Genomic DNA, 26,587 nt, shown 5'->3' on the forward strand with positions numbered 1-26,587 from the left:
ATAAAAAAAATAGAAATGAAAAATTTAGCCCTACTGATTTTAACAGTATTTATTCTGGGAGCTTGCTCTAACTCGTCAAATAAACAAGGTGGAGAAAAAGCCGGAATAAAAAACGTGACTTTAACAGCGGCGGGAGCTACTTTCCCGATGCCCTATTACAACATGGTTTTTAAGGACTACACTTCTGAGTTTGGCACACTGCTTACTTATGGCGGAATTGGTTCAGGTGGAGGTATCCGCAGTTTAACCGACAAAGTGGTTGACTTTGGTGCAACTGATGCCTATTTGAGCGACGCTAAACTGGCAGAAATGCCTGCTGAAGTAGTTCACATTCCAACTGTATTGGGTGCTGTTGTTATTGCTTATAACCTTCCTGGTGTTGATGGCCTCAAACTTTCAGACCAATTGCTGGAGAAAATCTTCATGGGAGAAATTACCAACTGGAACAATCCTGCAATTAAAGCCAACAACGAAGGTTTGGCACTTCCTGATATGGAAATTACTTTCGTGCACCGCTCGGATGGTAGTGGTACAACCTACATTTTTAGCGACTACATGACAAAAATTAGCACAAAATGGGCTGATGCTGTAGGAACAGGAAAATCGTTACAATGGCCGGTAGGAATGGGAGCTAAAGGAAATCCCGGAGTTGCCGGTACCATTAGCCAAACCGAAGGAGCCATTGGTTACATCGGTTCTGAATATGCTTTTGCTCAGAAAATCCAAACAGCATTGGTGCAAAACAGCGCAGGAAACTATATCGAGCCATCAATTGCTTCGGTTAGCGCTGCTGCAAAAGCAGAGATTCCTGCAGATACACGTATCATGTTGACCAATTCTGCCGATCCTGAATCATACCCGATCAGCGGATTTACCTGGATCATTCTTTACAAAGAGCAAAACTACAATGGGCGCTCAAAAGATCAGGCGCTGGCAACAGTTACTTTCCTCGATTGGTTGGTAAGTGCCGATGCACAAGGTCAGGCCGAAAAAGTACACTACGCACCGCTTCCTGATGCTGCTGCCGAAAAAGCCAAAGCGATTTTACGTTCGGTTACTTTCGACGGGCAATCCATATTGAAATAATAAAAGCCCCTCCCGACCTCCCCTCGGGGAGGAGTAGGGAAAAAGATACGACAATTGACAACAGTTCAGATTAAAGAATTTAGCCCGAAATGAATAATTCCACGGTAAAAGGTTTTAATAAGTCCCCCTTTGGGGGATTTAGGGGCTTTTTAACAGCGATAAAATAACTAAAGTAGTTCTCCTGCTTTCCTCGTTCGTTATACTTTTTGTAGCCGGAGGGATGATCTTCTCTTTAGTGGAAGGAGCTATTCCGGCATTTAAAAGTTTTGGTCTGGATTTTATTTGGACGAACAACTGGAATCCAACCGAGGGGAAAGAAGATTACGGGGCACTTCCGTTTATTGCAGGAACAATAATAACATCGGTAGCTGCATTAATTATCAGTTTACCGTTGTCGTTCTCGGTTTCACTGTTTTTGGGTGAGTACTACCGGGGAACGAAAATTGCAAAAGTTTTGGGTACCATGGTTGATTTACTTGCCGGAATTCCTTCAATCGTTTATGGATTATGGGGATTTTATGTACTACGTCCGGTACTGATTGATATGGGTTTACCCAACCAGGGATTTGGAATTTTTACAGCAAGTATTATCCTGGCAATTATGATCATTCCTTACGCCACATCGCTTAGCAACGAAATTATTACCATGGTGCCAAACGAATTGAAAGAAGCTGCATATTCCCTGGGCGCTACTCGTTCTGAAGTGATTTTCAGCGTGATCGTGCCATCGGCACGCTCGGGAATAATAGCCGGTTACATCTTATCTTTTGGACGGGCGCTTGGCGAAACAATGGCTGTAACCATGTTAATTGGAAACGCCAATATTGTTCCTGAAGGATTCTTTGGCACCGGAAATACTATGGCTTCTGTAATTGCCAACCAGTTTGGTGAGGCTGATGGTTTAAAGCTCAGCTCACTTATTGCAATTGGTTTGTTGTTATTCCTGCTTACCGGAATAATAAACACCATTGGCAAATTCATTATAAAACGAATGGGTTAAAATGAATTCAGCAGCAAAAATAACAGCGGCAAACATTAGCCAAAGAACTTTAAAAGACAAGCTATTTAAAGGATTGGTACTCGTTTTATCACTAGTAACCATTTCTCCCATTGTTCTTATTATCTACAAACTGGTTGCAAAAGGTTATCGTCAAATCAGTTTAGAATTTATAATAAAAACACCTCCCAATACCTTCGAGGCAATGACTGCTGTAAGCAACGGCGAGTTAATACCGGGAGGTATCGCAAACGGAATTACCGGAACATTGTTAATGGTAGGCTTAGCTTCGCTTATTGCTATTCCCGTGGGAGTGGTTACCGGAATATACCTGTATGAGAATCCCGGTAAATTACTGGCAAATCTTACCCGAAATGTTTCGGATGTGTTGCAGGGTGTGCCATCTATTGTGTTAGGACTTATCGCTTACATGTGGATCGTTAAGCCCATAACCAGTGGGTTTTCTGCTCTGGCAGGTAGTGTGTCTTTGTCAATAATGATGTTGCCAATGATTGTGCGCTCAACCGAGGAAACGCTTAAAATGATTCCGCAGTCGATAAAAGAAGCGGCTGTTGCATTAGGTGTGCCTTACTATAAAGTAATTTTGCGCGTACTAATTCCAACCGGATTTAGTGGATTGCTAACAGGTATTTTGCTTGGAATATCACGCATACTTGGAGAAACAGCACCACTGATGCTGACAGCACTGGGTAGTTCAGTGATCAATTTCGACATTACCAAACCAACTAGTGCGGTGCCATTATTGATCTGGGAATTCTACAACGATCCGAATATGGTGGATCTGATCTGGAGCTCATCATTATTACTGATGGGAATGGTTTTAACCCTGAACCTGGTATCGAAACGAATAGCTGCCGGAACGAAATAGTTAAGAAAAGATGAAACGAGCATTTAAATTACTTACATCTATGAAATTGACTGAAGTTGTGCGAGTTACATACGATACCATACTTAATAAACAATTTTAATCGTATGAAAACAGATACATTAAATATTAAGGACCCTGTACTTTCCATAAGTAACCTATCGGTTGCGTACGATAAAGGAAATTACGCTGTAAAGAATGTTTCGGCTGATATTAAACGAAATGCTGTTACAGCAATAATGGGCCCGTCGGGATGTGGAAAAAGTACCATGTTGCGTGCCATTAACCGCATGCACGAGTTGTACGAAGACATCGAAATAAAAGGGTCGGTCGTATTAAACGGGAAAGACATCAGCGACATGCCATCCATTCAATTACGCCGAATGGCCGGTATGGTATTTCAGCGCCCAAATCCGTTTCCAACATTGAGTATTTACGACAATGTAGTGGCCGGTTATAAGTTGAACGGAATTCGACTGAAGAAAAAAGAGCGCGACGAAATTGTTGAACGATCATTACGCGATGTTACCCTTTGGGACGAAGTAAAAGATACATTACATAAAAAGGGCACATTTCTTTCGGGCGGTCAGCAGCAAAGGCTTTGTATTGCTCGTGCACTGGCTTTCGATCCTGAGGTGATTTTGCTTGATGAACCTACCTCTGCACTCGATCCTGTGGCAACTTCAAAAATTGAAGATTTGTTGGTTAAGTTGAAAGAGAATTATTCGATACTGATGGTGACACACAACATGTCGCAGGCAGCGCGAATCTCTGACTATTCTATGTTTATGTACCTCGGGGAATTAGTGGAATATGGAAAAACAAAAGATATGTTTACCAATCCAAAAGACCGGCGTACAGAAGAATACCTGACCGGTAAATTCGGTTAATTTATATAACTTCATTAAAATTCTACAATCATGACTTTAAAAAAGGATGATGCCATAAGTGCCATAATGAGTGACTTTGAAGATTTTGCCAACCTGGTGCTTCATCAACTCGATATATTGGAAACCCTTCTTTCATCAGGTGAAACAAAATTCCCGAAAGACCAAAGCAAGGAATTGTACGAGAACGAGGATAAACTGGATAAGCTAGAGGTTAAACTAAGCGATAAAATCATTAATACCATTACATTGTATCAGCCGGTGGCTTCCGATATACGTAAGATTATGGCCTGCTACCGAATTATCATAAGTCTTGAGCGGGTAGGCGATATGGTTATTAATGTATTGCGGTTTGTTGAAACCATAAAAACACCTAAAGTTTATAACGAACTTTCAGAAGTGGTTTCCAATATGCTCATTCAAAGTGCCAACATGGTAAGTAAATCTTTGCTTGCCTTTACAAACGATGATAAGGATTATGCCATCTGGACCATTAAAAACGATTCAGTTGTTGATGAGTTAAATAAAAAAATGTTGAAAAAGGCCATCAAAAAAAGTACATCTTCCAACGAGGAGAAGCAGCTGCTACTTAGTTTTATCAACATGAATGGCATGGTTACTACGATCGAGCGTATTGCCGATCAGGCAACCAACATTGCCGAAGCTGCTATTTATTCCATTGAAGGGAAAGATATACGACATAAAGATTTAAAGTAAGCTTGTTTTTATGACGGATAATGTATTTTTAGTATCCTGAATGTAAGTGTGAAAAATATTATCATGGGATCAAATCCAAAAATATTAATTGTTGACGACGAAAAAGATCTTTGTGAAATTTTAGAGTTCAACTTGTCGAGTGAGGGTTTTGAAACATCGGTGGCTCATTCAGCCGAACAGGCACTAAAACTGCCGTTGGATGAGTACGATCTTCTTCTGCTTGACGTGATGATGGGGGAAATGTCGGGGTACAAAATGGCGGATAAGATAAGAAGGGAATTGCAACTTACCGTTCCCATAATTTTTATGACAGCAAAGACCGCAGAAAACGATATCCTCACCGGATTTAATGTTGGGGGCGACGATTATATTTCAAAACCATTTTCTATTAAAGAAATGGTGGCACGCATAAAAGCCATATTGAAACGGGGGCGACAAAACATTAAGCAAAATAAGGTTTATAAGGTTGAAGGCCTTGAGGTTGATGCAAACAGTAAAACGGTACAGATTGACAACGAGCCCGTTAATCTTACCCGAAAAGAATTTGAGATAGTTACGCTTCTACTAAAACACCGCGGGCAATACATTGGACGAGATGATATACTTAACAGGGTATGGAACGACGATGTTATTGTTACCGAACGCAACGTTGACGTAAACATTGCCAGGTTAAGAAAGAAAATAGGAAAATACGGACAATATATAAAAGGGAAATCAGGCTATGGTTATGCTTTTAAAGAACCAAAAAACTGATCCTGCAATAAAAAGAAGGCTTGCAAATTAAAACAGCGCAAATAAGCAATTAGCAAGCAGCGAAAAAAGAAATTTAAACAATTAAAACAATACAAAGTGCCGATTCAGCAGACATTCAGAAAAAAAATATTTTACTACTTTATAGCGGTATTTTTATCGTTCACAGTAGCTATTTTGTTGTTTCAGTTGCAGCGCGAAAAAGATTATAAAACGTCGCAGCTGGAAAATACACTTCGAAATGTTACCGAGGTCGCTCACAACTACATCGAACATTACGAGTTAATGAAAAAGCAGAACTTTAGTAGTGCCGATACCCTAAAAGTTCTGATACCGCAAGACAATATACGATTGACAATAATCGATAAAAGAGGAATTGTTTTGTATGATAGTTTTGTGTACGAATACAAAAAGATGGAGAACCATTTTGAACGTCCCGAGGTGCAGAAAGCACTGTTTGGAGGCGAAGGTGCCAATATTCGTCATTCGGCAACTACCGGTACTGATTTTTACTACTATGCCCGAAACTACGACGATTATTTTGTGCGGGCCGCGATGGTATATGATGTAAACGTCGAGAACTTCCTCAAAGCCGAGCGCCTGTTTATCTTTTTTATTATTGCCATATTTCTGGTTATCTGGTTGGTAATTAACGAGCTTACAAAACGTCTTTCCATATCAATTACCAAATTGAAAGATTTTGCCATTAAAGCCGGGAAAAACGAACCGATAAACGAAGAAGAAGTCAAATTCCCGGATAACGAACTGGGCGAGATTGGTTCGCAGATCGTGAAAATATACAACAACCTTCACGAAGCAAAAGAATCTATTGCACTTGAAAAAGACCGGTTGGCCAATCACATGAATATACTGAATGAAGGAATAGGATTTTTTACCCCTCAAAAGGAGAAGATGCTGGTTAACAGTCATTTTATTCAGTTTATGAGCATCATTTCTGATACGCTGACTATTTCTGCAGAAAACTTTTTTACTATTCCTGAGTTTAAAAAGATCAACAAATTCTTAGAAAAAAACCTGCATAAAGACACTGTGTTTCAGAGTAACGAGCTGCCGCAAATAGAATTCACCATTCAAAAAGACGACAGTTACTTTAAGCTGATGTGTATTGTATTTGCCGATAAGAGTTTCGAAATTCTGATCACTGATATTACCAAACCGGAAAAACGCCGACTGCTTAAACAGCAGCTAACATCAAATATTGCACATGAGTTAAAAACGCCTCTGGCATCAATTAAAGGATACATTGAAACACTGATGTCGAATCCGGATATCGACAAAGAGAAGCAACAATACTTTATTGAACGGGCCAGTCGACAGGCCGAAAGATTGAATCTGCTGTTAAATGACATATCGTTACTGAATAATATTGAGGATGCCGGCGAATTATTCGAGATCAAACCGGTTCATGTAAAAAATATTGTGTCGGATGTGGTTGAGAATCTTGAGAGCAGAATGGCTATAAAAAACATTAAATGTAAGCTGGATATTGATAAAGATGTGGTTGTAAACGGAAACGACTCGCTTCTTTCATCTGTATTCCAGAATCTGCTGGAGAACTCCATTAATTATGCCGGAGAGAATATAAAGATTGAAATTCGAAATTATTTGGAAGACACCAATTTTCATTATTTCAGTTATTCGGATAATGGCAGAGGAATTCCGGAGGAGCACCTTAACCGTATTTTTGAACGATTCTATCGCGTTGATTCAGGCCGTACCCGCGAATTGGGCGGAACGGGCCTGGGGTTGTCGATTGTCAGAAACGCCATCCAGTTACACAAAGGAAATATCTCGGCCCGCAATAAACCCGAGGGTGGTGTTGAGTTCCTGTTCTCATTAGCAAAACAGTAGGTTCCGAGATAATTGTAAAGGATTAGATCAATTGATATATTAAGGCTTCCGGTAGATTCCGGAGGCCTTTTTCATTGAAACCCCAGGCTATTCTAGAACACACTTTCATGGCTTTTAATTAAGAGCCCCAACGGGGCGACAGGCAATAACCCGGTGTGACTGACGCCAGTCAGGAAGCGCCGGGTTAGTGGATGAAGTTGATCTCGTCCGGCGATGGAAGAAGATCGAAGCTGAAAGTTGTTCCGGATGAAAATGAACAAGAACTTGTGTAGAAAGGGTAAATCAGCACAATAATTAAGATTCGAAATCACTTATTACAATAACATTTCACCTTTCTCCCGATAATTACAAAACCGTTAAAACAATGTAATACAAGTTTAAATAGTCTTTAATTCGCCTGTAACATATATCGGGTTGCTTTGCCTGTATAAATTCTATGAGTTTATAAATAAACACTGCAACTTTTAAAATATATGAAACGTTTTTTTATTAGCATTCTGTTGCTAATTCAGGTAATGGTAGTTACGGCTCAAACAGGTACAATTAAAGGAACTGTAACCGACGCCAAAACAAAAGAGGCCCTGATCGGGACCACTGTATTAATCAAAGGAACAACACAAGGAACAATTACCGATTTCGATGGAAATTACGTAATCCCCAATGTAGCAGTTGGTAGTCATATCATCGCTGTTTCTTTTATTTCGTATGATCCACAGGAATTTCAGGTTGAAGTAAAACCGGACAATAACGTAGAGTTAAATGTAGCGTTATTACCGGCAACATTGGAAATTGAAGGTGTTCAGGTGGTGGCAAAAGCCAAGCGCGAGTCGGAAGCCATGTTGCTTATCGATCAAAAAAATGCCTCGGGAATTAAAGAGAGTATCGGATCGCAACGAATGTCGAGCATGGGGGTTTCTGATGCGGCTACGGCAACATCAAAAATTACCGGCGTAACCAAAAACGAGGGCAGCGGCGATATTTATATCCGTGGTTTGGGCGACCGGTATTTAACTACAACGATGAACGGATTACCAATTCCGTCGGATGATGTGGAAAAGAAAAACATCGATCTGAACCTGTTCTCAACGGATATAATCGGCAATGTTGGAATCAACAAAACCTTTGCCGTTGAAACCTATGGCGACCAGGCTTCGGGAGCTGTAAATATCGGGTCGAAAACTTATTCTGAAGATATTGAGTTGGAAGTTTCAACCGGAACCTCAACCAATATTATTAAAGATGGAACTTTTGGCAATTTCAAAGCCACGCAAAACATCAACGATGTAAATGTTTTTGGTGCTTATAGTCGCACTTACACAACCGGCGATGCTTTAAAATATCAAAGCTGGAACACTGAGGATCAGAAATTTCCTTTGAATAGAGGCTTGTCTTTTATGGGTGGTAAAAAGTTTGAGTTATTTGATAACGAATTCTCGGTTTTTGCTACGCTCTCTCATTCAAACGATTTCGAATACCGCAATGGTACCTACAAAAAATACCGGTCGAATGTGCTGGATAATTCGTATACCGATGCCGAAACCTTTCAGACCGAGTTCAACACAACCGGTTTGTTAAACCTGGCTTATGACTTTAGCACCGATCACACCTTGAATTTCAATAGTATGGTCATTTTTAAAACCGTTGATGAGTTGTACGAACAAGGTAGAAATGGAGAAGGTTACGCCTACGACCAGCTGCCGCAACAAGAGGCTGCATTTACGCGCGATCAGAACTTAAAAGAAACGCAGCTAATAATTAACCAGTTACTCGGAACACACAATATTACCGAAAACAACCGCCTGGAATGGGCAGTTGGATACAATATTGTTAATGCCGACGAGCCAAACCGTATTCATAACGAAGTGAATATGCTCGACGAAAATTCGGTTGGTTTTGCCTATGTAGGCGATTTCCAGCAAAAAAAGTCGATGCAAACCATTAGCGACGATGAACTGAACGCTTACCTCAAAGACAACATCACCTTAATCGATAAAGATGATAAGACCTTAAAGTTGAATTTTGGTGGAAACTTCAGAATGAAAGGGCGTGATTTCTACTCGCTGCCTTACGGAGTTCGGGCTAAAAATGTAACCGTACAGTCCATCGATAATTTGGATGAAGCATTCCTGAATCTTGACTTGTACGAAAGCGGAGACCTGAGAATTCGCGAAGTAGATCCGGATTTTTACGATGCTACATTAAATGTATATGCCGGGTATCTTAATGTTGATTTCGGGAAAGGAAAATTGAGTGGTAACGTTGGCGTACGTTACGAGCGCGATGAATTGGAGGTGAACTGGAATGTAACCAACTATGTAGGAAGAGTTGGCAGTCTTGATGAGTCGTACGATAATATTTTGCCTGCCTTGATGTTAAAATACCAGGCTACCGAAAAACAATCGTTACGTTTTGTAGCTAGCAAAACAATTACACTTCCTGAGTTTAAGGAATTAGCGCCCTTTGAATATGTTTCCCCAACCGGCCGTGTAACAAAAGGTAATCCCGAGCTGGTAAAATCCGACAACTATAACTTCGACCTGAAATGGGAGTTTTTCCCTGATCGTGGCGAATTGTTTTCGGTAACCGGATTCTACAAAATGATAAACGACCCGATTAACATGGCACAAACACGTGGTTCGTCGGGTAACTTTTACTTTGCCAACACCGGTGAACAAGCCGACGTTTACGGCGTTGAAGCTGAAGCACGCTTCGGTATCATTAAAGCCGTAACTTCCGGGACACCTGATTTGAACATGACACTGAACGCTACAAAAATGTGGCACAGTCAGGATTTGTACGATATTTTCCAATACAACAACAAAACCGAAACCGAATTACAAGGAGCTGCCGGGTTTATTTTTAACGGTGCTTTAAGTTATTCAACCAATACCGATAATGAGTTTCAGGCCACTTTAACGGGTAACTATTCATCGGATAAAATTCTGGCACTTGGTGCACCCGAAGACTTTGCCAACAGCGCAACCTTATTCAATAACGAAATTATGGAGAAAGGATTTACCACGGTTGACCTGGTAATGAGCAAAGTGATCAATAAAACATTTTCGGTGAAATTCTCGGCAAAAAACCTGCTAAATCCTGAAATCGAACAAACACAGGAAATTAAACCATTGTCGGGTGAGGCATTCACCGATGTGGTTAACTCTTACAAAAAAGGTATCAACCTAAGTTTAAGTCTCAAAATAAATCTGCATTAAAAAATTAGTGAAACGTATAATTAAAATTAGAGAAAAGATGAAAAAACAATTAATCAAATTTTTAGGTCTTGCTTTATTGGCAACAGCAGTTTTTGTCAGCTGTGATGACGATGATCCGATTACCCCAACGCTTACAGTTGTTGAAAAACTCGACAATGGTATTATGGAAGGAACGCTTGAAGAGAATTACACGCTTAGTGCAGGTGTATCGTATAACCTGAGTGGTTCTTTTATTGTAGCCGATGGTGCCAAACTTACCGTGCCTGCCGGAACCAACATTATTGCCGATGCAGGTGGTACAGGTGTTTACCTTGCCGTACTGATGGGTGGTAAAATTGAAATTAACGGTACTGCAAGCAGCCCTGTTGTAATGTCTTCGCCAAATGCCAATCCGGGCGACTGGGGTGGTTTAACCATTTGTGGTAAAGCAACCACTACTGCCGGTGCAAACTCAGAAGCAGAAGTAGGTGGATTTATCTACGGAGGTAATGATGATACTGATAACTCAGGATCGGTTACTTACCTTGTAATTAAAGGTACAGGTGCTCAAATTAACGAAGAATCGCAATACAATGGTGTTTCTTGTTATGCCCTTGGATCGGGAACTACGCTTAATAACATTGCTGTAATCAACGGATCGGATGATGGTATCGAATTTTTCGGCGGAACCGTTTCAGTTACCAACATCTTTTTGCAAAACAACGAAGACGATGCTATCGACTGGACTGAAGGTTGGAGCGGAACAGTAAATAATGCTTACGTTGAGCACACAATCGAAGGTTTTTCAACGGTAATTGAAGGCGATAAAGACAACAACAATCCAAAAATTAACAACCTTACTGCGGTTTCTACCACCGGTGGTACTGCTTTACAATTCAAAAAAGAGTCGGGAATGACCATCACCGGTTTATCGTTAAGCGGTTATTCAGTGTCTATCGATATGAAAGACAATGGCCCGTTGGCAAACGTAATTATCGATGGCGAAGAAGCTGACCCAACAAAATCATACAATGCTCCTGCAACTGTTGACCCAGCTGAGTGGACATGGATTGATGCAGAACTCGCAGAAGTGGTAGAATTGAGTGGGAATGTTGACTCAGATGTAACTCTTGATGCCGGTAAAACTTACCGTTTAACCGGTTCGTACATTGTTCAGGATGGTGCTTCTCTGACTATTCCTGCAGGAACAAAAATTCACGCTGATAACGGTGGAACTGATGTTTACATTGCGGTATTGATGGGTGGTCAGATCTTCATTAACGGTGAAGCAAACAATCCTGTAGTTATTTCTTCAGACCTTAGCCAGCCGGGCGACTGGGGTGGTTTAACAATCTGTGGAAAAGCAACAACTACTGCCGGCGTAAATGCAGAAGCCGAAGTTGGTGGATTTATCTACGGTGGAACCGACGATTCGGATAATTCAGGTTCGGTAACTAATCTTGTAATTCGTGGAACAGGTGCACAAATCAACGAAGAATCACAATACAACGGAGTTTCGTTGTACGCTGTTGGATCGGGAACAACTTTCGAAAACCTTGCTATTTTCGACGGATCTGACGACGGTATCGAATTCTTTGGTGGTACTGCAACGGTTACCAATATTTATGTAGAAAACTGCGAAGACGACGCTATCGACTGGACTGAAGGTTGGAGCGGTGGAATTACCAATACTTATGTATCGCACACTATCGCTGGTTTCTCAACGGTTTTCGAAGGCGATAAAGACAACAATAACCCGGTATTTACCAATGTAACTGCTACGTCGACAGTTGGCGGTACAGGGTTGCAGTTCAAAAAGGAATCGGGAGCTACAATTACCGGCTTACACATGGAAGGTTATACTATCGATCTTGACATGAAAGACGCAGGTGCATTATCGAATGTCCAAATTGATGGTGCCAATCCTGACGCTACTTTAATGGATGGTGAAACCAGCAAATACACGCTAAATTCAGGTAAAGATTCAGATGCCATCGACATTTCAGGATGGACATGGATTAGCGCTGAGTTATAAGATTTCATTAATGTATTTAAATGACAATCAAAAAGAGGTTATAAAAACATTGATTATGCAGTGTTTATTAAAGTCGGCCTAAAAACCGATTTTAAAAGCTCCGGTTCTTCCGGGGCTTTCCTCTTATTGAGTTTACTCAAATTGAAATGAAGAAATTATTGGTTTTAGTTGGATTTTTGGCTTTGATAATCACTGCATCGAAAGCACAAAAAATTGAAGAAATTGATGGAATCTACTACAAGAATTCCAAAAAGTACACCGGAACTTATCAGGGCTATTACGAGGATAATACGCTGCAAAGCGAGGTGAAAATAAAGAATGGCGAAAAACACGGAAAAACAACCATTTACTTTGAAAACGGGCATGTTAACGAAGTGCGTTCGTACAAACACAACCAAATGCATGGCAAATGGGTAATGTATAACGAGCACGGAATTAAGGTGTCGGTTGCACGTTATAAAAACGGCAAGAAAGATGGTAAATGGATTATTTGGAACGACTACGGGCATTTATTGTATGAACTGGAATATGATAATGGCGAAAAAACCGGAGTCTGGAAGAAATACGATGAGCAGGGAAACCTGATTAGTGAGCGAAAGTACTAAACGTTTTGGCTACTCAATTTAGAACGGATTTAATTAAACTGTAATCGTAGTGTAACCACTCCGTAATTGTCATCCTGTATTTTTGTAGTACAAGATCGACAAAACAAAAAATGAATATTATGAAGAAGGTATTAATAGCAGCATTACTTGTTATTTCAGTTTTAGCGGTAAATGCAAAAGAAGACGATAACAAATCGAAAAGTACTGAAACCGAAAGCCAGGCAACAATGATGATTTCAGGTTCTATAGCCGACGAATTATCAGGGGAGTCGCTTGTAGGTGTTGAAGTAAAGCTGGAAGGAACTGACAAAAAAGCTTACACCGATTTTGATGGAAATTTCTCGTTTGAAGGAGTAAAACCAGGAGAATACAAGGTGGTTACAACTTATATTTCTTACGAGAAAAAATCGGAAGTTGTAAATGTTGAAGCTAACAAGAACGATATTAAAATAAAGCTGCAATCTTCTAACTAAAGGTTGTAGTAACTTAAGATTGAATCCGCCTCTGAGAGCAGAGGCGGTTTTTGACGTTTTAGAATTTTTGGGAATTAAAATGTTAGGTTAAACCCGTGAATTAGCAATATGCTATATATGAACCATCCGTCGGTTGACGGGTGGTTTTTTTATGCCGTCAGGAATTTAGTATTTCTCGTCTCGACTTTACTTTAAGCTTTGAAAATATATTGTTAACATGAGATTTTACAGTACTAAGGCTAATACTCAACTCATCGGATATTTCTTTGTTTGATTTGCCTTTTTGAAGCATGGTGTAAATGTTTCTCTCCTGAATGGTTAGTTCCTGAAGTACATTTTTTGATGGTTTTTTTAATAGCCTTGAAATGAAACTCATCGATAAAACTCCGAGTAGCAGCCCTGAAATTCCAAATAGTGCAGGATAATAGTTCCTGTTTCGCTTTATATATACTTTCTTTCTAAATTCATTGAAATAAGGAGATCGTTCTTTTTCCCATTTTTCAAGAAAACGGATGTAGAAATCAGGATTAGTTTCAACATGAAACTCGAAATTACTCTTGTAAATGGCATAGAGGGCCACCAAAGGGAAGCTGCAGGTATCAGCAAATTGTCGTAATTTTTCGTACAACGCGTTTTCTACAAGTTCACGCTTTAAAAATGATCTGCTAAAACTCACGGTGTCAAAAAACAAAGCTATTTTATCGACTTCAGTTAATTGCCGGCTTTCAGGAGAATTTTTAATATCCACATTCCCAAACAAGGTCTCGGAAGGCTTGCAGTTAAAGAAGATATCTGACTCGCTATTGGCAATTAAGAAAATGTGGTTTTCATCTTTTCCACCAATAATTAGTGATGCCGGAGGATCTCCTTTTTTTGAAAGATGCAGACGGTACAATCGATTATCAGCTGGAAGATAAGTGGTCATGAACGAAAACTTTCCATTCTTATCAATCTCAGCCCTATCAATAATCATTTGGTTCGACATGGTGTTTAATTGATCGAAACCGGAGATCAAAGAAAGGTAAACAATCCGGTTCCAGGTAGTATCAACATTCAGTTTCCCTTCAATACGGTCTGCATTTGATTTTAGTGAAGCAAAGGATAAAAATGTAATGATTAAATAGAAATATTTTACCTGTTTACATTTGCTGATCATCTCGAACTCTTTGATTTTTCATTTTGCGTATTCGAAGATTGTTGATTGCGAAATGTTACTACCCCAAACGTATGATTAGGTATAATTTTTATAGTCCATACACCCGATAATGCATTTCGTTGCATAATCTCTCCGCTAACACGTTCAGTACATTCTTTCTTTTGTGCACCTTTATCATCTGTTTTAAGCGTAACAGAAGTTTCTTTATCCTTTGTTGTTCCGGTTGAGAAAACACCCTTTTTCCTTCCACGGGGTCATATATTTCGATTTTAATACTCCCTTTTTCAACGTTTGCATCAATGTCTAAGTTAAAATAACAACCTTCTTCCGTCACTTCAACCTGAAGTTCCCGGGTTTCAGAGCTGCCATTTAATCTGATCGAATTATTTGTTCTAACCAAAGTGAGTTCCTGAGCCTCTCCCTCTTGGTTCTGAATTGTTTGTGCATTGATTGGTCCCACGAACAAAAGGAAAATAATAATTCCAAAAAATACGTGTGTTGTTTTCATCTTAATTAATTTTATGATTTGACGAAACAAATCTACAGGAAGCAAGTTGTTAAGTTAATTTTTTTTGGTTTGAAATAAGAACGAAGAAAGTTGGAAAAAATGATGAGGAACCTTTAATTCTTGTAGTTTTCATCCGTTAATAATATTTTATACAAAAGAATGTTCCATTTTGTAACTTACATTTTGTAAATCGCAAAATGTAAAAATTTAAATATGCTTTGTATCGTACTTAAAAACAACAATCCTTTCTACTGCCTGGCTACCGAAGAGTACCTGTTAAAGAATTTCGATGATGATATTTTTATGCTTTGGCAAAGCGATAAAACGGTTGTGGTAGGTAAACACCAAAACGCGCTGGGCGAAGTAAATTACCGCTATGTGCGCGAAAACGATATAACTGTTGCACGCCGTATTTCGGGTGGGGGAACCGTTTATCACGATGCAGGAAATGTAAATTTTGCCTTTATTAAAAATGTTAAAAGTCCGGCAGAGATTTCATTTAAACAGTTTACGGAACCCGTTGTGGAAGCACTTGCCCAACTGGATATTGAAGCCACAACATCCGGGAGAAACGATTTGCTGATTAAAGGGTTAAAGATATCGGGAAATGCAGAGCATGTTTTTAAAAATCGTGTCTTGCATCATGGTACCTTGTTGTTTAACTCCGATCTGGAAAACCTGGGAAATAGTATAAAAGTTATCCCCGGGAAATACACAAGCAAAGCGGTGCAGTCGAACCGAAGCAAAGTGGCTAATATTGCTCCGTTCCTGAAAAACGAACTGGATATTGAGGCATTTATAGATTTTCTGATTAACGTGCAATTGAAAAAGGATGGCGCTGAAAGTTATACGATTTCTGCAGATGATGAGGAAGCCATAAAAAAGCTGGTTGACGAAAAATTCACAACCTGGGACTGGCGTTGGGGCTACTCGCCAAAATACACTTTTACCAATAAGGCGGGAATTGACGGACGGACACTGGAAATCTATTTAGAAGTGAAGAAGGGCCATATTGAAAACGCCAACCTACATGGCAATTATTTTGTTGAACCTTACGCTACTGAATTATCTGCTTTGTTGCTTGGGAAACCACACTTCTATGAGGATATTCGCGATTTAATGGGAACTGATAACGAAGAGTTGATTTATGCTTTTTTCTAAAAGGAGTAAAGAAAAAGCGCACCACAAAACTGCAGTGCGCCATTCCAATATTCTAATTCTCCAATCTTCCTATTTTGGTAATGGGTATCCTTCAAGTTTTTTCAGGTTAGCTGCAATTTCCGATTCCGGATATTCGTAATCGTGCAATTCACCACCTATGTATTTGTTGTAACCAACAAGGTCCATCAAACCATGACCGCTAAAGTTGAACAGGATTGTTTTCTCTTTTCCTTCTTCTTTGGCTTTTTTAGCCTCGCGGATGGTAGCAGCAATGGCGTGTGTTGTTTCCGGCGCAGGAATAATACCTTCAGTTTTGGCAAACAATAATCCGGCCTCGAAACATTCGCTTTGGTGAACAGCTACCGCATCCATTAAACCATCTCGCAAGGCAGCACTTACCAGCGGCGCCATTCCGTGGTATCGTAAACCACCTGCATGAATTGGTGCGGGAACAAAGTTGTGACCCAGGCTGTTCATCGCCAAAAGCGGAGTCATTTGTGCCACATCGCCGTTATCGTAAATAAAGGGTGCTTTTGTTAAAGTTGGGCAGCTCGATGGTTCTGCTCCGATAATCTGGATGTCGGCACCATGAATTTTGTCGTACATAAACGGAAACGAGAGTCCGGCGAAGTTACTACCTCCACCACAGCAGCCAATAACTACATCAGGGTTTTTAATGCCCACTTTTGCCAGCTGTTTTTTGGCTTCCAAACCAATTATAGTTTGGTGCAACATTACGTGGTTCAACACCGAACCCAACGAGTAACGAGTACCTCCGGTAGGATCGGTAACAGCTGCTTCAACGGCTTCTGAAATAGCAATTCCCAAACTTCCCGGTGTATCAGGAAACTGTGCTAAAATATCACGTCCGGCTTGTGTTTCGGTACTTGGACTTGCAATACACTTGCCGCCCCAGGTTTCCATCATCATCTTACGGAAAGGTTTCTGATCGAAACTGACACGAACCATAAAAACTTTGCATTCAATGCCGCCCAATTGTGCACAGGCATAAGAAAGTGCCGATCCCCACTGGCCGGCTCCGGTTTCGGTGGTAAGTTTTTTAATTCCAAACTCTTTGTTGTACCAGGCTTGCGCCACAGCTGTATTGGGTTTATGACTACCGGCAGGCGAAACACCTTCGTTTTTATAATAGATCTTTGCCGGAGTTCCCAGTGCTTCTTCCAGTTCGTAAGCACGAATTAGCGGACTTGGTCGCCACTGTACCAGAATCTCGCGAATTCCTTCAGGAATATCAATCCAGCGCTCTTGGCTAACTTCCTGCTCAATCAGGTTCATCGGAAAAACCGGAGCCAGCATCTCCGGGCCTACAGGATTTCCATCAGGGCCAAGTGGTGGGTTTAATGGCGATGGCAGATCGGGAGCCAGGTTATACCATTGTTTGGGCATCTCCGATTCTTCGAGAAAGATCTTTTTTTGACGTGTCATAATCTGTTATTTTATTGGTTTATGTATGCATTTTTTAGATTCCTCACTAGGTTCGGAGTGACAAGCTTTTATAGAGCGAAGGAGTTTAGCAGGCGGCAAACCGCCTGCTAAACTCCCAAAAACACGAAGTAAAATGTCATTCCGAGCAAAGCGAGGAATCTATTCCTTTTCCTTATCAGCCCAAAAAAATAAAAAGGGATTTGCCACACGCTTGCAGCAAATCCCTTTTCAGTTTATAGCAGAAAAAAATAAGCAGCATCTCGTGTTTCCATTTTCACGTTACGCCAGTGCCATTCTTTTCCGTATATGTTATTCTTGTACATCTATTTATATCAACAGTACGTAAAGCTAATTAATATTTTATTTTGAAAAAATATTTCAGATTCTTTAACGCTTGCTGAGTGCAGAGATATTGGGTTTTTATTGGATTTGAATGTCTGCAAATAATCACAATCAGGACGTCACCCTGAACTTGTTTCAGGGTCTTTTTTTCAAATCGCTTGAAATTAAATGTGAAAGATGCTGAAACGAGTTCAGCATGACGGACTACCTACTAAACTTGACATAAAAGGGATATTTTTATTGGATTGTTCATTTGCCCAGGCGAGTAAATTTTTCAACTTTTGTGCTCAAATTATTTTGCAATGAAGAAAACAAATGCTGCCCGTTTACTCGACAGCAAAAAGATTTCGTACGACTTGGTTGAATACCATGTTGATGAGGCTGATTTGAGTGCTGCTCATGTTGCAGAGTCGTTGGGGCAGAATGTTGAGCAGGTTTTTAAAACGCTGGTTCTTCGAGGTAAAAAAACGAGTGTGTTTGTGGCTGTAATTCCCGGAGCTGCTGAGCTAAATCTGAAAAAATCTGCAAAAGTATCGGGAAATAAAAGTGTAGAAATGGTGTTGATGAAAGAGCTGCTGGGGCTAACCGGATACATTCGTGGCGCTTGTTCGCCAATGGCTATGAAAAAACCTTACCCTATTTATGTTCATAAAACTTGCTTGAATTTCGAAACTATTTTTGTGAGTGCCGGGAAACGAGGAATGCAGATAAAAATCGATCCAAAAGATCTGATTACCTGCACTGGAGCAGAGATCGCTGATCTTATTGATGAATGATTTCCATCGAAATAAGCTATTCAGTATTAATTTTTAGAACGTAGCGAATTTTAGTTTTTTACTTTCCGTACGAATCTCTATTTTTGCACTCACTTAAAAATCAGAACGCTTTGCGCCATGCGCATTGCACTTCGCAAAAAAGAAAAATGAATAAACCGACAGTTGTTAGCGGTATACGACCGACAGGATATTTACATCTCGGAAATTATTTCGGGCCGTGCAGAATTTCTTAAAAATGCAGGACGATTTTAACTGCTACTTTTTTATTGCTGATATTCACTCGCTGACTACGCACCCAACGCCTGAGAATTTGCAGTCGGGTGTGCGCCAGGTGCTTGCCGAATATCTGGCTTGCGGTATCGATCCTGAAAAATCAACGATATTTATTCAGAGTGATGTTCCTGAGGTTTCGGAATTGTATGCTTTATTAAACATGAATGCCTATTTGGGCGAGTTGGAACGTACAACGTCGTTTAAAGATAAAGCCCGTCAGAATCCGGATAACGTAAATGCCGGTTTGTTGACTTATCCTGTTTTAATGGCTTCGGATATTATTATTCACAAAGCACATTTTGTACCGGTTGGAAAAGACCAGGAGCAAAACCTGGAAATGGCGCGTAAATTTGCCAAACGTTTTAACCGCATGTACAAATGTGATATATTTCCAATTCCGCGTCCGTATACCTTCGGTGGGGCGATATGATTAAAGTTCCGGGACTGGATGGCAGTGGTAAAATGGGAAAATCGGAAGGTAATGCAATCAACCTTTACGAAGATCCAAAATCGATACGTAAAAAAGTAATGCGCGCGGTTACTGATTCAGGTCCAACAGAAATGAATCAGGAAAAACCAGAAGCCGTTCAAAACCTGTTTACGCTGATGGACATCGTTTCAACACCCGATACAGTTGCACATTTCGATGAGTTATACAACAAATGCGAAATTCGTTACGGCGATCTGAAAAAACAACTAGCCGAAGATATTATCGCCTACACATCGCCAATTCGCGAGCGTATTATCGAAATTCTGAAAGATGATGCTTACCTCGCAAAAGTGGCGAAAATGGGTGCCGAAAAAGCTCAGGTGTCAGCTGCAAAAACATTGCAGGAGGTAAAAGATGTAATCGGATTCAAGAAACTGTTTTAGGAAGAACATTAAATAAATTGTCATTTCGACGACGAAGGAGGAGAAATCTGTTTATTGAAGCGTAAGATTTCTTTTTGTCAATCGACGGATTGAAATGACAAGAACAATCAAAATGAGTATAGAAAGAGAATTGCAAAAACGCACTTCGGTTTGTGAGTTGTGCGGATCGGAAGATAACCTGGACGTATACACCGTACCGCCGGCAACACAGGAAAGCGAAAAAGACAGTATTTATATTTGTGCCACCTGCTCGGGGCAAATTACCGAGCCCGAAACGGTGGATGCCAACCATTGGCGTTGTTTAAACGACAGTATGTGGAGTACCGTTCCGGCCGTTCAGGTTATGGCCTGGAGAATGTTAAATCGACTGAAAGCTGAAGGATGGCCGCAAGACCTGCTCGATATGCTTTACCTCGACGAAGAAACTAAAGAGTGGGCCGAAGCAACCGGCGAAGGAATCGATCCGGATGATGTAGTAAAACACCTCGACAGCAACGGCGCTGTTTTACAGGCCGGCGATACCGTTGTGTTGATTAAAGACCTGAACGTGAAAGGCGGTGGATTCACTGCCAAACGCGGAACTGCCGTTCGAAATATTTCACTGGTACACGATAATCCAGAGCAAATTGAAGGGAAAGTAAATGGACAGGGCATCGTTATTCTTACACAGTATGTGAAGAAGAACTAGGAAAACTAACTTTGAAATATGAAAAGATGCCATCTTTATTTACGTTTTGTAGAAAGATGGCATCTTTGTTTTGTAGCAATGATAGGCAAAAACAGATAAAAATGAATGTATTTACAAATAAAGAAATAGCAGGCGCTTACGATGCCTATTATCAAACTCCGGCAGGAAAAGAAATTGATACGATAGAAGAAAAGCTCATTACCAATGCGCTGAAAAAATTGCCAAAAGGGAAAATGCTGGAACTCGGTTGTGGAACCGGTCATTGGACAGAGCTGTTTGTAAACATGGGTTTTGATGTTGTTGCCACTGATATTTCGGATGCGATGTTGCGTAAGGCTATTGAGAAAAACCTGGCGACAGAAATTTTAAAAGCCGATGCAGCAGAGTTGCCTTTTAAAAACGAAAGTTTTGATGTGGTGGCTTCGGTAACAATGATGGAGTTTGTAAACAACAAAGAAGTGGTGTTGAACGAAATCTATCGTGTTTTAAAACCGGGAGGATATTTATTACTGGGGTGTCTGAATGGAACTTCGCAGCTGGCAAAAAATGCGGCTAACGATCCGGTATTCAAAAATGCAGCATTCTACGTTCCTGAAAGTTTAGAGAAAGATCTAATGAAGTTCGGAACGTCTGAGCTGTCGTCAGGAGTGCATTTTGCTCCCGATTTCAAGGTAATGGACCGAACTACTGAGAAAGATAATCACGAACCGGCTTTTATGGTTGCGCTGGTTCAGAAAAACAAATAATCATGCAAGTTGCTGTTGAAATTAGTCTTTACCCCTTAAGTGACGATTTTGATAAACCGATCGATACTTTTTTGTCACTTTTGGCAAACTGCGAAACAATTGATGTTGAGCCCGGTAAAATGAGCAGTATTCTAACCGGCGAGTTAGCTGAGATTATGAAAGTCTTAACTCAAGCCATGGATCAGGTCTTCGCAGAAAATCCGGCCGTTTTTAACCTGAAGATTTCGAATTGCTGCCCGGTGTAGCACTGAATCTTGAGCTGGTGACTTTTAATTCTCCTGTTCAACGGTCATTAAGAAAAGTGATAGCCTCACTCGAAGTGAGACCATCACCAATTATATTGTTTTGAATCGCTTATTCGCTTAATTCCTTAATTCGGATATTCCTGAACCACAATTCCGAGCCATGGCCCAGGAATCCGATAAAACCTTTTTCGCGTTGCAGACCGGGATGTTCCTTTCCATCCGGAGTGCCATTTTTGCGGGCATCAGCAAGATCGCCATCAAGAATCACTTCGCCGTTCAAGGTGATTTTTATTTTAGTTCCTTTCACCACCACTTCCTGCGTATTCCAATCGCCAACCGGATTTAAATAGCCGCGCTTGGCCGGAATAGTACCATAAACTGATCCGTGGTATTGATACTCGTGCAGGTTGGCATAAATAGGTGCCGTGTTATCCAGAATTTGCAGTTCCATACCTACATAAGCCGCGTCGCCTTCAAGCGGGGTACGAATTCCCAAACCATTGTTGGCGCCCGGAGTGAGTTTGAACTCAAAACGGAAAACAAAGTCGCTGTATTCTTTTTCGGTGTACAGGTTCCCGTGGCCACCTGCTTTCGGATTTACAACCAGCTCGCCGTTCTCGGCATAATAATCGGTTTTGTTTCCCTGCCAGCCATCGAGGTTTTTACCATTAAACAACGAAACAAATCCTTCGCCAATTTCTTCCTGTGTTAAGCCTATTTCGTCGGTATTAATTTCGCGCACATACACATCGCGGAAAGCCAACTCGTTGCCGTGTGCCTGCAGTTCAATTGTTCCTTCACTGAAAATCGGAATACTGCGGTCCCAGTAATTATCCATTTTTACGTTGTCAACCACCAGTTCTCCATTCAGATAAACGGTTACATTCTCGCCCACCATGGTAATGCGGAAGGTGTTCCACTCATCAATCGGATTGTCGGCAACCAGCAGAGGATCGCGCACATTGTCAGGATTGTTGTTGTACAAACCTCCTGAACCTACCTGTGCACCCACTTCAACACGCGAAGTATCCCAAACCTGCACTTGTGGTGCTCCGCGCAGATAGATGCCACTGTCGCCCTTTTTGCTAATGCGCCAATCAACAATCATGTCAAAATCCTTGTATATTTTTTTAGAAACCAGGTTGGCGCCCTTCCCGCTAAAAATGATCATTCCATCTTTAACGCTCCAGTTTTCGCGCATTTTAATGTTAGCTGCTTCCTGTTCTTTCGCACGTTCAGCATCAGTGAGTTTGGCAATCTTTATCGGGTTGCCATCCAGAAGCATACCTTGCCACCCATCCAGATTTTTACCGTTAAACATAGACACATAACCTTTGTCTTTTGGCATGTCGTTCAGGTAATTCTGAATGTTTATTTTGTCGTAGGCGCTGTCTTCACCCGATAAAGCTTGTTCTGCTTTGCCCAGAATTCGACGAACAATGTCGCCCGTTAAACCACCTTCTCCATTACTGTCTGGCATGGCGATATTCATAATGGCACGTGCAGTTGTTTCTGTCAGCTCATCTTCTTCCATATATTGTTCAAGGTAAACCAACGAAAGGAAGGTTTTTAAGCGCCCGATAGCAGCAATCACGTTTTTCTTATCGTCGGCTGACGACGCATAATTCATGATCTTACGGTATTGCAACAATTTCTGATCATCGGGAAGATTGGCACTTGCAACCATTCGCACAAAACTGTTAAAAGCCGGCTGACTGAAGGTTGCATTACCCGATTGGCAAATTTCATATAAAGGTTTCGAGGCAGAATAATCCTGCCAGTTGGTTAACGCAGTAAAAGCGGCTTCTTTCTGTTCGCCCGTTGATGAACTAAAATAACCGGTAATGGTTTCCAATGCTGTTTCACCACCAATTGTTGGCAGAATTGGGAACAGGCGTGCTTTTTTATTGGTTTGTTCCAGTCTGCTCAATACTTTGCCGGTTGATTCCTGTTCTGCAGCAACTCCATCAACCGCCGCAATTAGTGCCCATTGCGTTTCTGCTATTTCTTTAGAATCAGAAACTGCAAGCAACAATTTTAATAATGCGTCGGTATTTTCGTATGACGAAACTTGTTTCAACGCGGCAAACGCAGCTGCTTTTTCATCGGCATCGGCAGATGAAGTAGCGGTCAGTATTTCATCAAAATATTGTGTGCCGGCTTTGGCTCCGATAAGATCGATAAAAGCTGCCTTGGTTTTTCCGGTTGATTGGTCGAGATTCCCGGCAATCAGGTATAAATGATCTTTATCGAGCAAGGTATTTAATACTTTTTTGCTCGTTTCAATATCGTTTCCTTTTGCCAGATGCACTGTCAAAATAGGAATTGCTTTATTTCCTTGAAGTTTTGCCAGTGCAGTTATGGCTTCGGTGCGAACAAGGTCTGAGTTGGAATCAAGGCTGGCCAAAACAAAATCGTTTGCCTGTAAGCAACCACGTCTTCCCAGCATGTCGATTATTTCTGCTTTTACTTCAGGTTTTGCTGCTTCAGCTATCGCAATCCATTTGCGTGTATCGGCAACTCCGCCCAGGTTTTCAGCAATATTCAGTGCCGCATAGCGGAATGCTTTATCCGGTGAATCAACCGCTTTCAATAAAAGAGGGGTGGCTTCGTAACCAAGGTTGTCGGCATAAATACGAAGCGCGGTAGAATAATTATGCAGGTGGTTGCTTGCAGAGTTAGCTTTAAAAATTGCTTTACAAGCTTTCTCCATTAACTCTAGTTCGTTTTGCTCACCCAAACGTTTGGTGTAGGTGAGAAATGCTTCAGCGGCATTGGTGGCCTCGTAATTAAAATCCACATCCGATGCAGCTTTTAGCAAGGTTTTATAGGAATCAGGAGATCCGATATTTGCCAGTGCGGCCAGCGTTGTTTTCTGCATCGCCTTGCTTTCTGAACTTACTAATGGAGTAATCAGCGGAACGGCGTGTTTACATTTTAACCGGCCCAAAGCACGAACGATAGTCATTTGTGTTTCACCTTCAATTTTTGGGAAAGCAGCCAGAAATACTTCAGCTGTCTTTGGATCTTCCGTTGACAGAATAGTCTGTGTTGCCGGTTCTGCCAGTTGTTCATCTGTTAAGTAGCTTTTTACCTGCTCAACCGTCTTCTCGCCGGCAACCAGGTTCAGTTGATTGAGAAGATAAGTCTTTACCTCAACGTCATTCGCATTGCTGAGTGCTTTTAAAAGGTTATCTTCTGCAGAAGCACGTTCTTCACACTTGCCAAACTGACTGGCATAACGTGAAAAGCTGTTTAGCGCAAAACGTACGGCTGTGTCGTCGCCGGTGCCCAGCGGAACAAGTTGTGCTGCCAGTTTCTGATAACCTTCGTTGCCCATTAAAAAGATGTCGTTCATCGCTTTGTCGCGGTGTGTGAGATTCTTTGTTGGCATTTGTGCCAGCACATCGGCAACTTTGGTGTCGAGTGTTCGCTTATCCTGCGCAAAACCGGCTAAACTAAAACACGCCAGCAGCAAGATCGTAGTTATTTGAATTCTATATTTTTTCATTGTATTTGTCCTTAATCCTATGTGTTAATCCTTACTAATTCATCCTTCATCCTTTAGATCGTCCACGGTGCACGCATTGGCTGATTGATCAGCCGGTTTGCACCTTCATCATCAATAAACTCCAGTTTTTCAGGATCGAAATGTAATGTGCGTCCCAGTCGAACTGCCGTAATTCCAAGGTTTACCAATGTTGCTGACCGGAATCCATTGGTTTCATTCAGTGCAAACTTCTTACGCGTTTTCACCGATTCTGAGAAAATACCAATCTGAGGTTCAGGATCAGGTAAGGTTTTAATAAAGCTTTGCAGATTAGGAATATCCGAACGGAATCCCTGGTATATTTTGCCGTTGGGACCTTCAATATAGGCCGCATCTTTGTCGCGGTTCTCACCATCGAGAATGATTTGACATCCATCGGCATAGGTATAAGTTACACGTCGCCAGGTACCCACGGCATCGTAATGTTGTTGTGGTGCGTCAACCTCAATTTTTACCGGGCTGGTATCGTCTTTTCCCAGCATGTATTGTACCGGGTCGAGGTAGTGCTGCCCCATGTCGCCAAGGCCGCCGCCGTCGTAATCCCAGTAACCACGGAAATTGGCATGAACACGCGCTTCATTGTATGGTTTGTACCGCGCAGGTCCTAACCACATATCGTAATCAAGGTTTTTGGGTACCGGTTGTGGCGAGAGGTTGTGCTTGCCCTGCCAGTAGAATTTCCAGTTGTAGCCGGTAATTCCGCTAACCGTAACTTTTAGGGGCCATCCTAAAATGCCACTGTCAATTACTTTTTTCAGCGGTTTTACATCGGTTCCCAGTCCGTAAAACTGGTCTTTAAAACGGAACCAGGTGTTCAGCCTGAACATGCGGCCATGCGCATTAACAGCCTCAACCACTCTTTTACCCTCGCCAATGGTGCGTGTCATTGGTTTTTCGCACCAAATGTCCTTTCCGGCTTTGGCAGCCTCAACAGCCATTATACCGTGCCAGTGTGGCGGTGTAGCAATGTGTACAATGTCAACCTCGGGCAGCTGGCACACTTCTCTAAAATCAGTGAATTGTTTTACGTCGTAATCGATCAGGTTTTTGGCCAATTTCAGGTGTTCGGTATCCACATCGCAAATGGCAACAACACGCGTGCCTTCGTAAGGAATATGCCCGCGGCCCATTGAGCCAACACCAATAATAGCTTTTGTTAACTGGTCGGATGGTGCGAGGTATCCGTTACCGCCCAACACGTGGCGCGGAACGATAACCAGACCGGCTCCTACAGCCAGCGCACCTTTTAAGAAACTTCTTCTCGAAGTTGATTTAGTACTCATGGTTAATTGGTTATAGATTAAAATTTAAAATCTTTTAG

The 26,587-nt window shown here is 41.3% G+C and carries 23 protein-coding genes; 18 read left to right on the forward strand and 5 right to left on the reverse strand.

Going from position 1 to position 26,587, the window contains the following annotated elements; all coding sequences use genetic code 11:
• Positions 1-15: 15 nt before the first annotated feature.
• From pstS to G0Q07_RS03225, 11 genes are all read left to right on the forward strand, one after another.
• Positions 16-1,086: a phosphate ABC transporter substrate-binding protein PstS gene (gene pstS / locus G0Q07_RS03175; protein WP_163344724.1), complete on the forward strand. Its 1,071-nt coding sequence runs from the start codon at positions 16-18 to the stop codon at positions 1,084-1,086.
• A gap of 163 nt (positions 1,087-1,249) precedes the next feature.
• A complete protein-coding gene (pstC, locus tag G0Q07_RS03180; RefSeq protein ID WP_163348868.1) occupies positions 1,250-2,086 on the forward strand; it encodes a phosphate ABC transporter permease subunit PstC in 837 nt (278 codons plus the stop codon).
• A 1-nt stretch (position 2,087) separates the two neighbouring features.
• Positions 2,088-2,972 (forward strand): phosphate ABC transporter permease PstA, encoded by an 885-nt coding sequence (gene pstA, locus G0Q07_RS03185; RefSeq protein ID WP_163344725.1) that lies wholly within the window; start codon positions 2,088-2,090, stop codon positions 2,970-2,972.
• A 104-nt stretch (positions 2,973-3,076) separates the two neighbouring features.
• Entirely contained in the window at positions 3,077-3,859 is a 783-nt protein-coding gene (gene pstB / locus G0Q07_RS03190; protein ID WP_163344726.1) for a phosphate ABC transporter ATP-binding protein PstB, read from the forward strand.
• Positions 3,860-3,889: 30 nt separating this feature from the next.
• Positions 3,890-4,573, forward strand: a complete 684-nt coding sequence (locus G0Q07_RS03195) for a phosphate signaling complex PhoU family protein (RefSeq protein WP_163344727.1) — start codon at positions 3,890-3,892, stop codon at positions 4,571-4,573.
• A 63-nt stretch (positions 4,574-4,636) separates the two neighbouring features.
• Entirely contained in the window at positions 4,637-5,326 is a 690-nt protein-coding gene (locus G0Q07_RS03200) for a response regulator transcription factor (RefSeq protein WP_163344728.1), read from the forward strand.
• A 96-nt stretch (positions 5,327-5,422) separates the two neighbouring features.
• Complete coding sequence (locus G0Q07_RS03205) at positions 5,423-7,195, forward strand: sensor histidine kinase (protein ID WP_163344729.1); 1,773 nt, start codon at positions 5,423-5,425, stop codon at positions 7,193-7,195.
• Between the two features lie 473 nt (positions 7,196-7,668).
• Positions 7,669-10,410 (forward strand): TonB-dependent receptor, encoded by a 2,742-nt coding sequence (locus G0Q07_RS03210; protein WP_163344730.1) that lies wholly within the window; start codon positions 7,669-7,671, stop codon positions 10,408-10,410.
• Between the two features lie 37 nt (positions 10,411-10,447).
• Positions 10,448-12,424 carry an autotransporter outer membrane beta-barrel domain-containing protein gene (locus tag G0Q07_RS03215; RefSeq protein ID WP_163344731.1) on the forward strand — a complete coding sequence of 659 codons (1,977 nt, stop codon included), beginning with the start codon at positions 10,448-10,450 and terminating at the stop codon, positions 12,422-12,424.
• Between the two features lie 146 nt (positions 12,425-12,570).
• Positions 12,571-13,029 (forward strand): toxin-antitoxin system YwqK family antitoxin, encoded by a 459-nt coding sequence (locus G0Q07_RS03220; RefSeq protein ID WP_163344732.1) that lies wholly within the window; start codon positions 12,571-12,573, stop codon positions 13,027-13,029.
• Positions 13,030-13,148: 119 nt separating this feature from the next.
• A complete protein-coding gene (locus tag G0Q07_RS03225; protein ID WP_163344733.1) occupies positions 13,149-13,502 on the forward strand; it encodes a carboxypeptidase-like regulatory domain-containing protein in 354 nt (117 codons plus the stop codon).
• A gap of 157 nt (positions 13,503-13,659) precedes the next feature.
• Here G0Q07_RS03225 and G0Q07_RS03230 read toward each other — a convergent pair whose 3' ends face one another.
• Together G0Q07_RS03230 and G0Q07_RS03235 are read right to left on the reverse strand one after the other, a co-directional pair.
• Positions 13,660-14,658, reverse strand: coding sequence for a helix-turn-helix domain-containing protein (locus tag G0Q07_RS03230; protein ID WP_163344734.1), 999 nt, complete (start codon positions 14,656-14,658; stop codon positions 13,660-13,662).
• Positions 14,659-14,746: 88 nt separating this feature from the next.
• Positions 14,747-15,166: a hypothetical protein gene (locus tag G0Q07_RS03235; RefSeq protein WP_163344735.1), complete on the reverse strand. Its 420-nt coding sequence runs from the start codon at positions 15,164-15,166 to the stop codon at positions 14,747-14,749.
• 213 nt (positions 15,167-15,379) lie between these two features.
• Here G0Q07_RS03235 and G0Q07_RS03240 point away from each other — a divergent pair, with 213 nt between their 5' ends.
• Positions 15,380-16,327, forward strand: a complete 948-nt coding sequence (locus tag G0Q07_RS03240; protein WP_163344736.1) for a lipoate--protein ligase — start codon at positions 15,380-15,382, stop codon at positions 16,325-16,327.
• Positions 16,328-16,396: 69 nt separating this feature from the next.
• On the opposite strand, the gene G0Q07_RS03245 is transcribed toward G0Q07_RS03240, so the two are convergent.
• Positions 16,397-17,773: a TrpB-like pyridoxal phosphate-dependent enzyme gene (locus G0Q07_RS03245; protein ID WP_163344737.1), complete on the reverse strand. Its 1,377-nt coding sequence runs from the start codon at positions 17,771-17,773 to the stop codon at positions 16,397-16,399.
• Positions 17,774-18,417: 644 nt separating this feature from the next.
• On the opposite strand from G0Q07_RS03245, the gene ybaK reads away from it, so the two are divergent.
• From ybaK to G0Q07_RS03270, 6 genes are all read left to right on the forward strand, one after another.
• Positions 18,418-18,891: a Cys-tRNA(Pro) deacylase gene (gene ybaK, locus G0Q07_RS03250; protein ID WP_163344738.1), complete on the forward strand. Its 474-nt coding sequence runs from the start codon at positions 18,418-18,420 to the stop codon at positions 18,889-18,891.
• Between the two features lie 235 nt (positions 18,892-19,126).
• Complete coding sequence (locus tag G0Q07_RS20970; protein ID WP_262887987.1) at positions 19,127-19,594, forward strand: tryptophan--tRNA ligase; 468 nt, start codon at positions 19,127-19,129, stop codon at positions 19,592-19,594.
• Entirely contained in the window at positions 19,591-20,037 is a 447-nt protein-coding gene (locus G0Q07_RS20975) for a tryptophan--tRNA ligase (protein WP_262887988.1), read from the forward strand. Before G0Q07_RS20970 ends, G0Q07_RS20975 begins: the two co-directional genes overlap by 4 nt.
• A 112-nt stretch (positions 20,038-20,149) precedes the next feature.
• Entirely contained in the window at positions 20,150-20,725 is a 576-nt protein-coding gene (locus G0Q07_RS03260; RefSeq protein ID WP_163344739.1) for a PhnA domain-containing protein, read from the forward strand.
• 101 nt (positions 20,726-20,826) lie between these two features.
• Positions 20,827-21,471 (forward strand): class I SAM-dependent methyltransferase, encoded by a 645-nt coding sequence (locus G0Q07_RS03265; RefSeq protein ID WP_163344740.1) that lies wholly within the window; start codon positions 20,827-20,829, stop codon positions 21,469-21,471.
• A gap of 2 nt (positions 21,472-21,473) precedes the next feature.
• A complete protein-coding gene (locus G0Q07_RS03270) occupies positions 21,474-21,716 on the forward strand; it encodes a YkoF family thiamine/hydroxymethylpyrimidine-binding protein (RefSeq protein WP_163344741.1) in 243 nt (80 codons plus the stop codon).
• 109 nt (positions 21,717-21,825) lie between these two features.
• Here G0Q07_RS03270 and G0Q07_RS03275 read toward each other — a convergent pair whose 3' ends face one another.
• Together G0Q07_RS03275 and G0Q07_RS03280 are read right to left on the reverse strand one after the other, a co-directional pair.
• The gene (locus G0Q07_RS03275; protein WP_163344742.1) at positions 21,826-25,227 is read right to left on the reverse strand and encodes a family 16 glycoside hydrolase; all 3,402 of its coding nucleotides are present in this window, start codon (positions 25,225-25,227) and stop codon (positions 21,826-21,828) included.
• A 53-nt stretch (positions 25,228-25,280) separates the two neighbouring features.
• A complete protein-coding gene (locus tag G0Q07_RS03280; protein ID WP_163344743.1) occupies positions 25,281-26,549 on the reverse strand; it encodes a Gfo/Idh/MocA family oxidoreductase in 1,269 nt (422 codons plus the stop codon).
• Positions 26,550-26,587 lie beyond the last annotated feature (38 nt).

The sequence above is a fragment of the Draconibacterium halophilum genome (assembly GCF_010448835.1).
GTDB lineage: Bacteria > Bacteroidota > Bacteroidia > Bacteroidales > Prolixibacteraceae > Draconibacterium > Draconibacterium halophilum.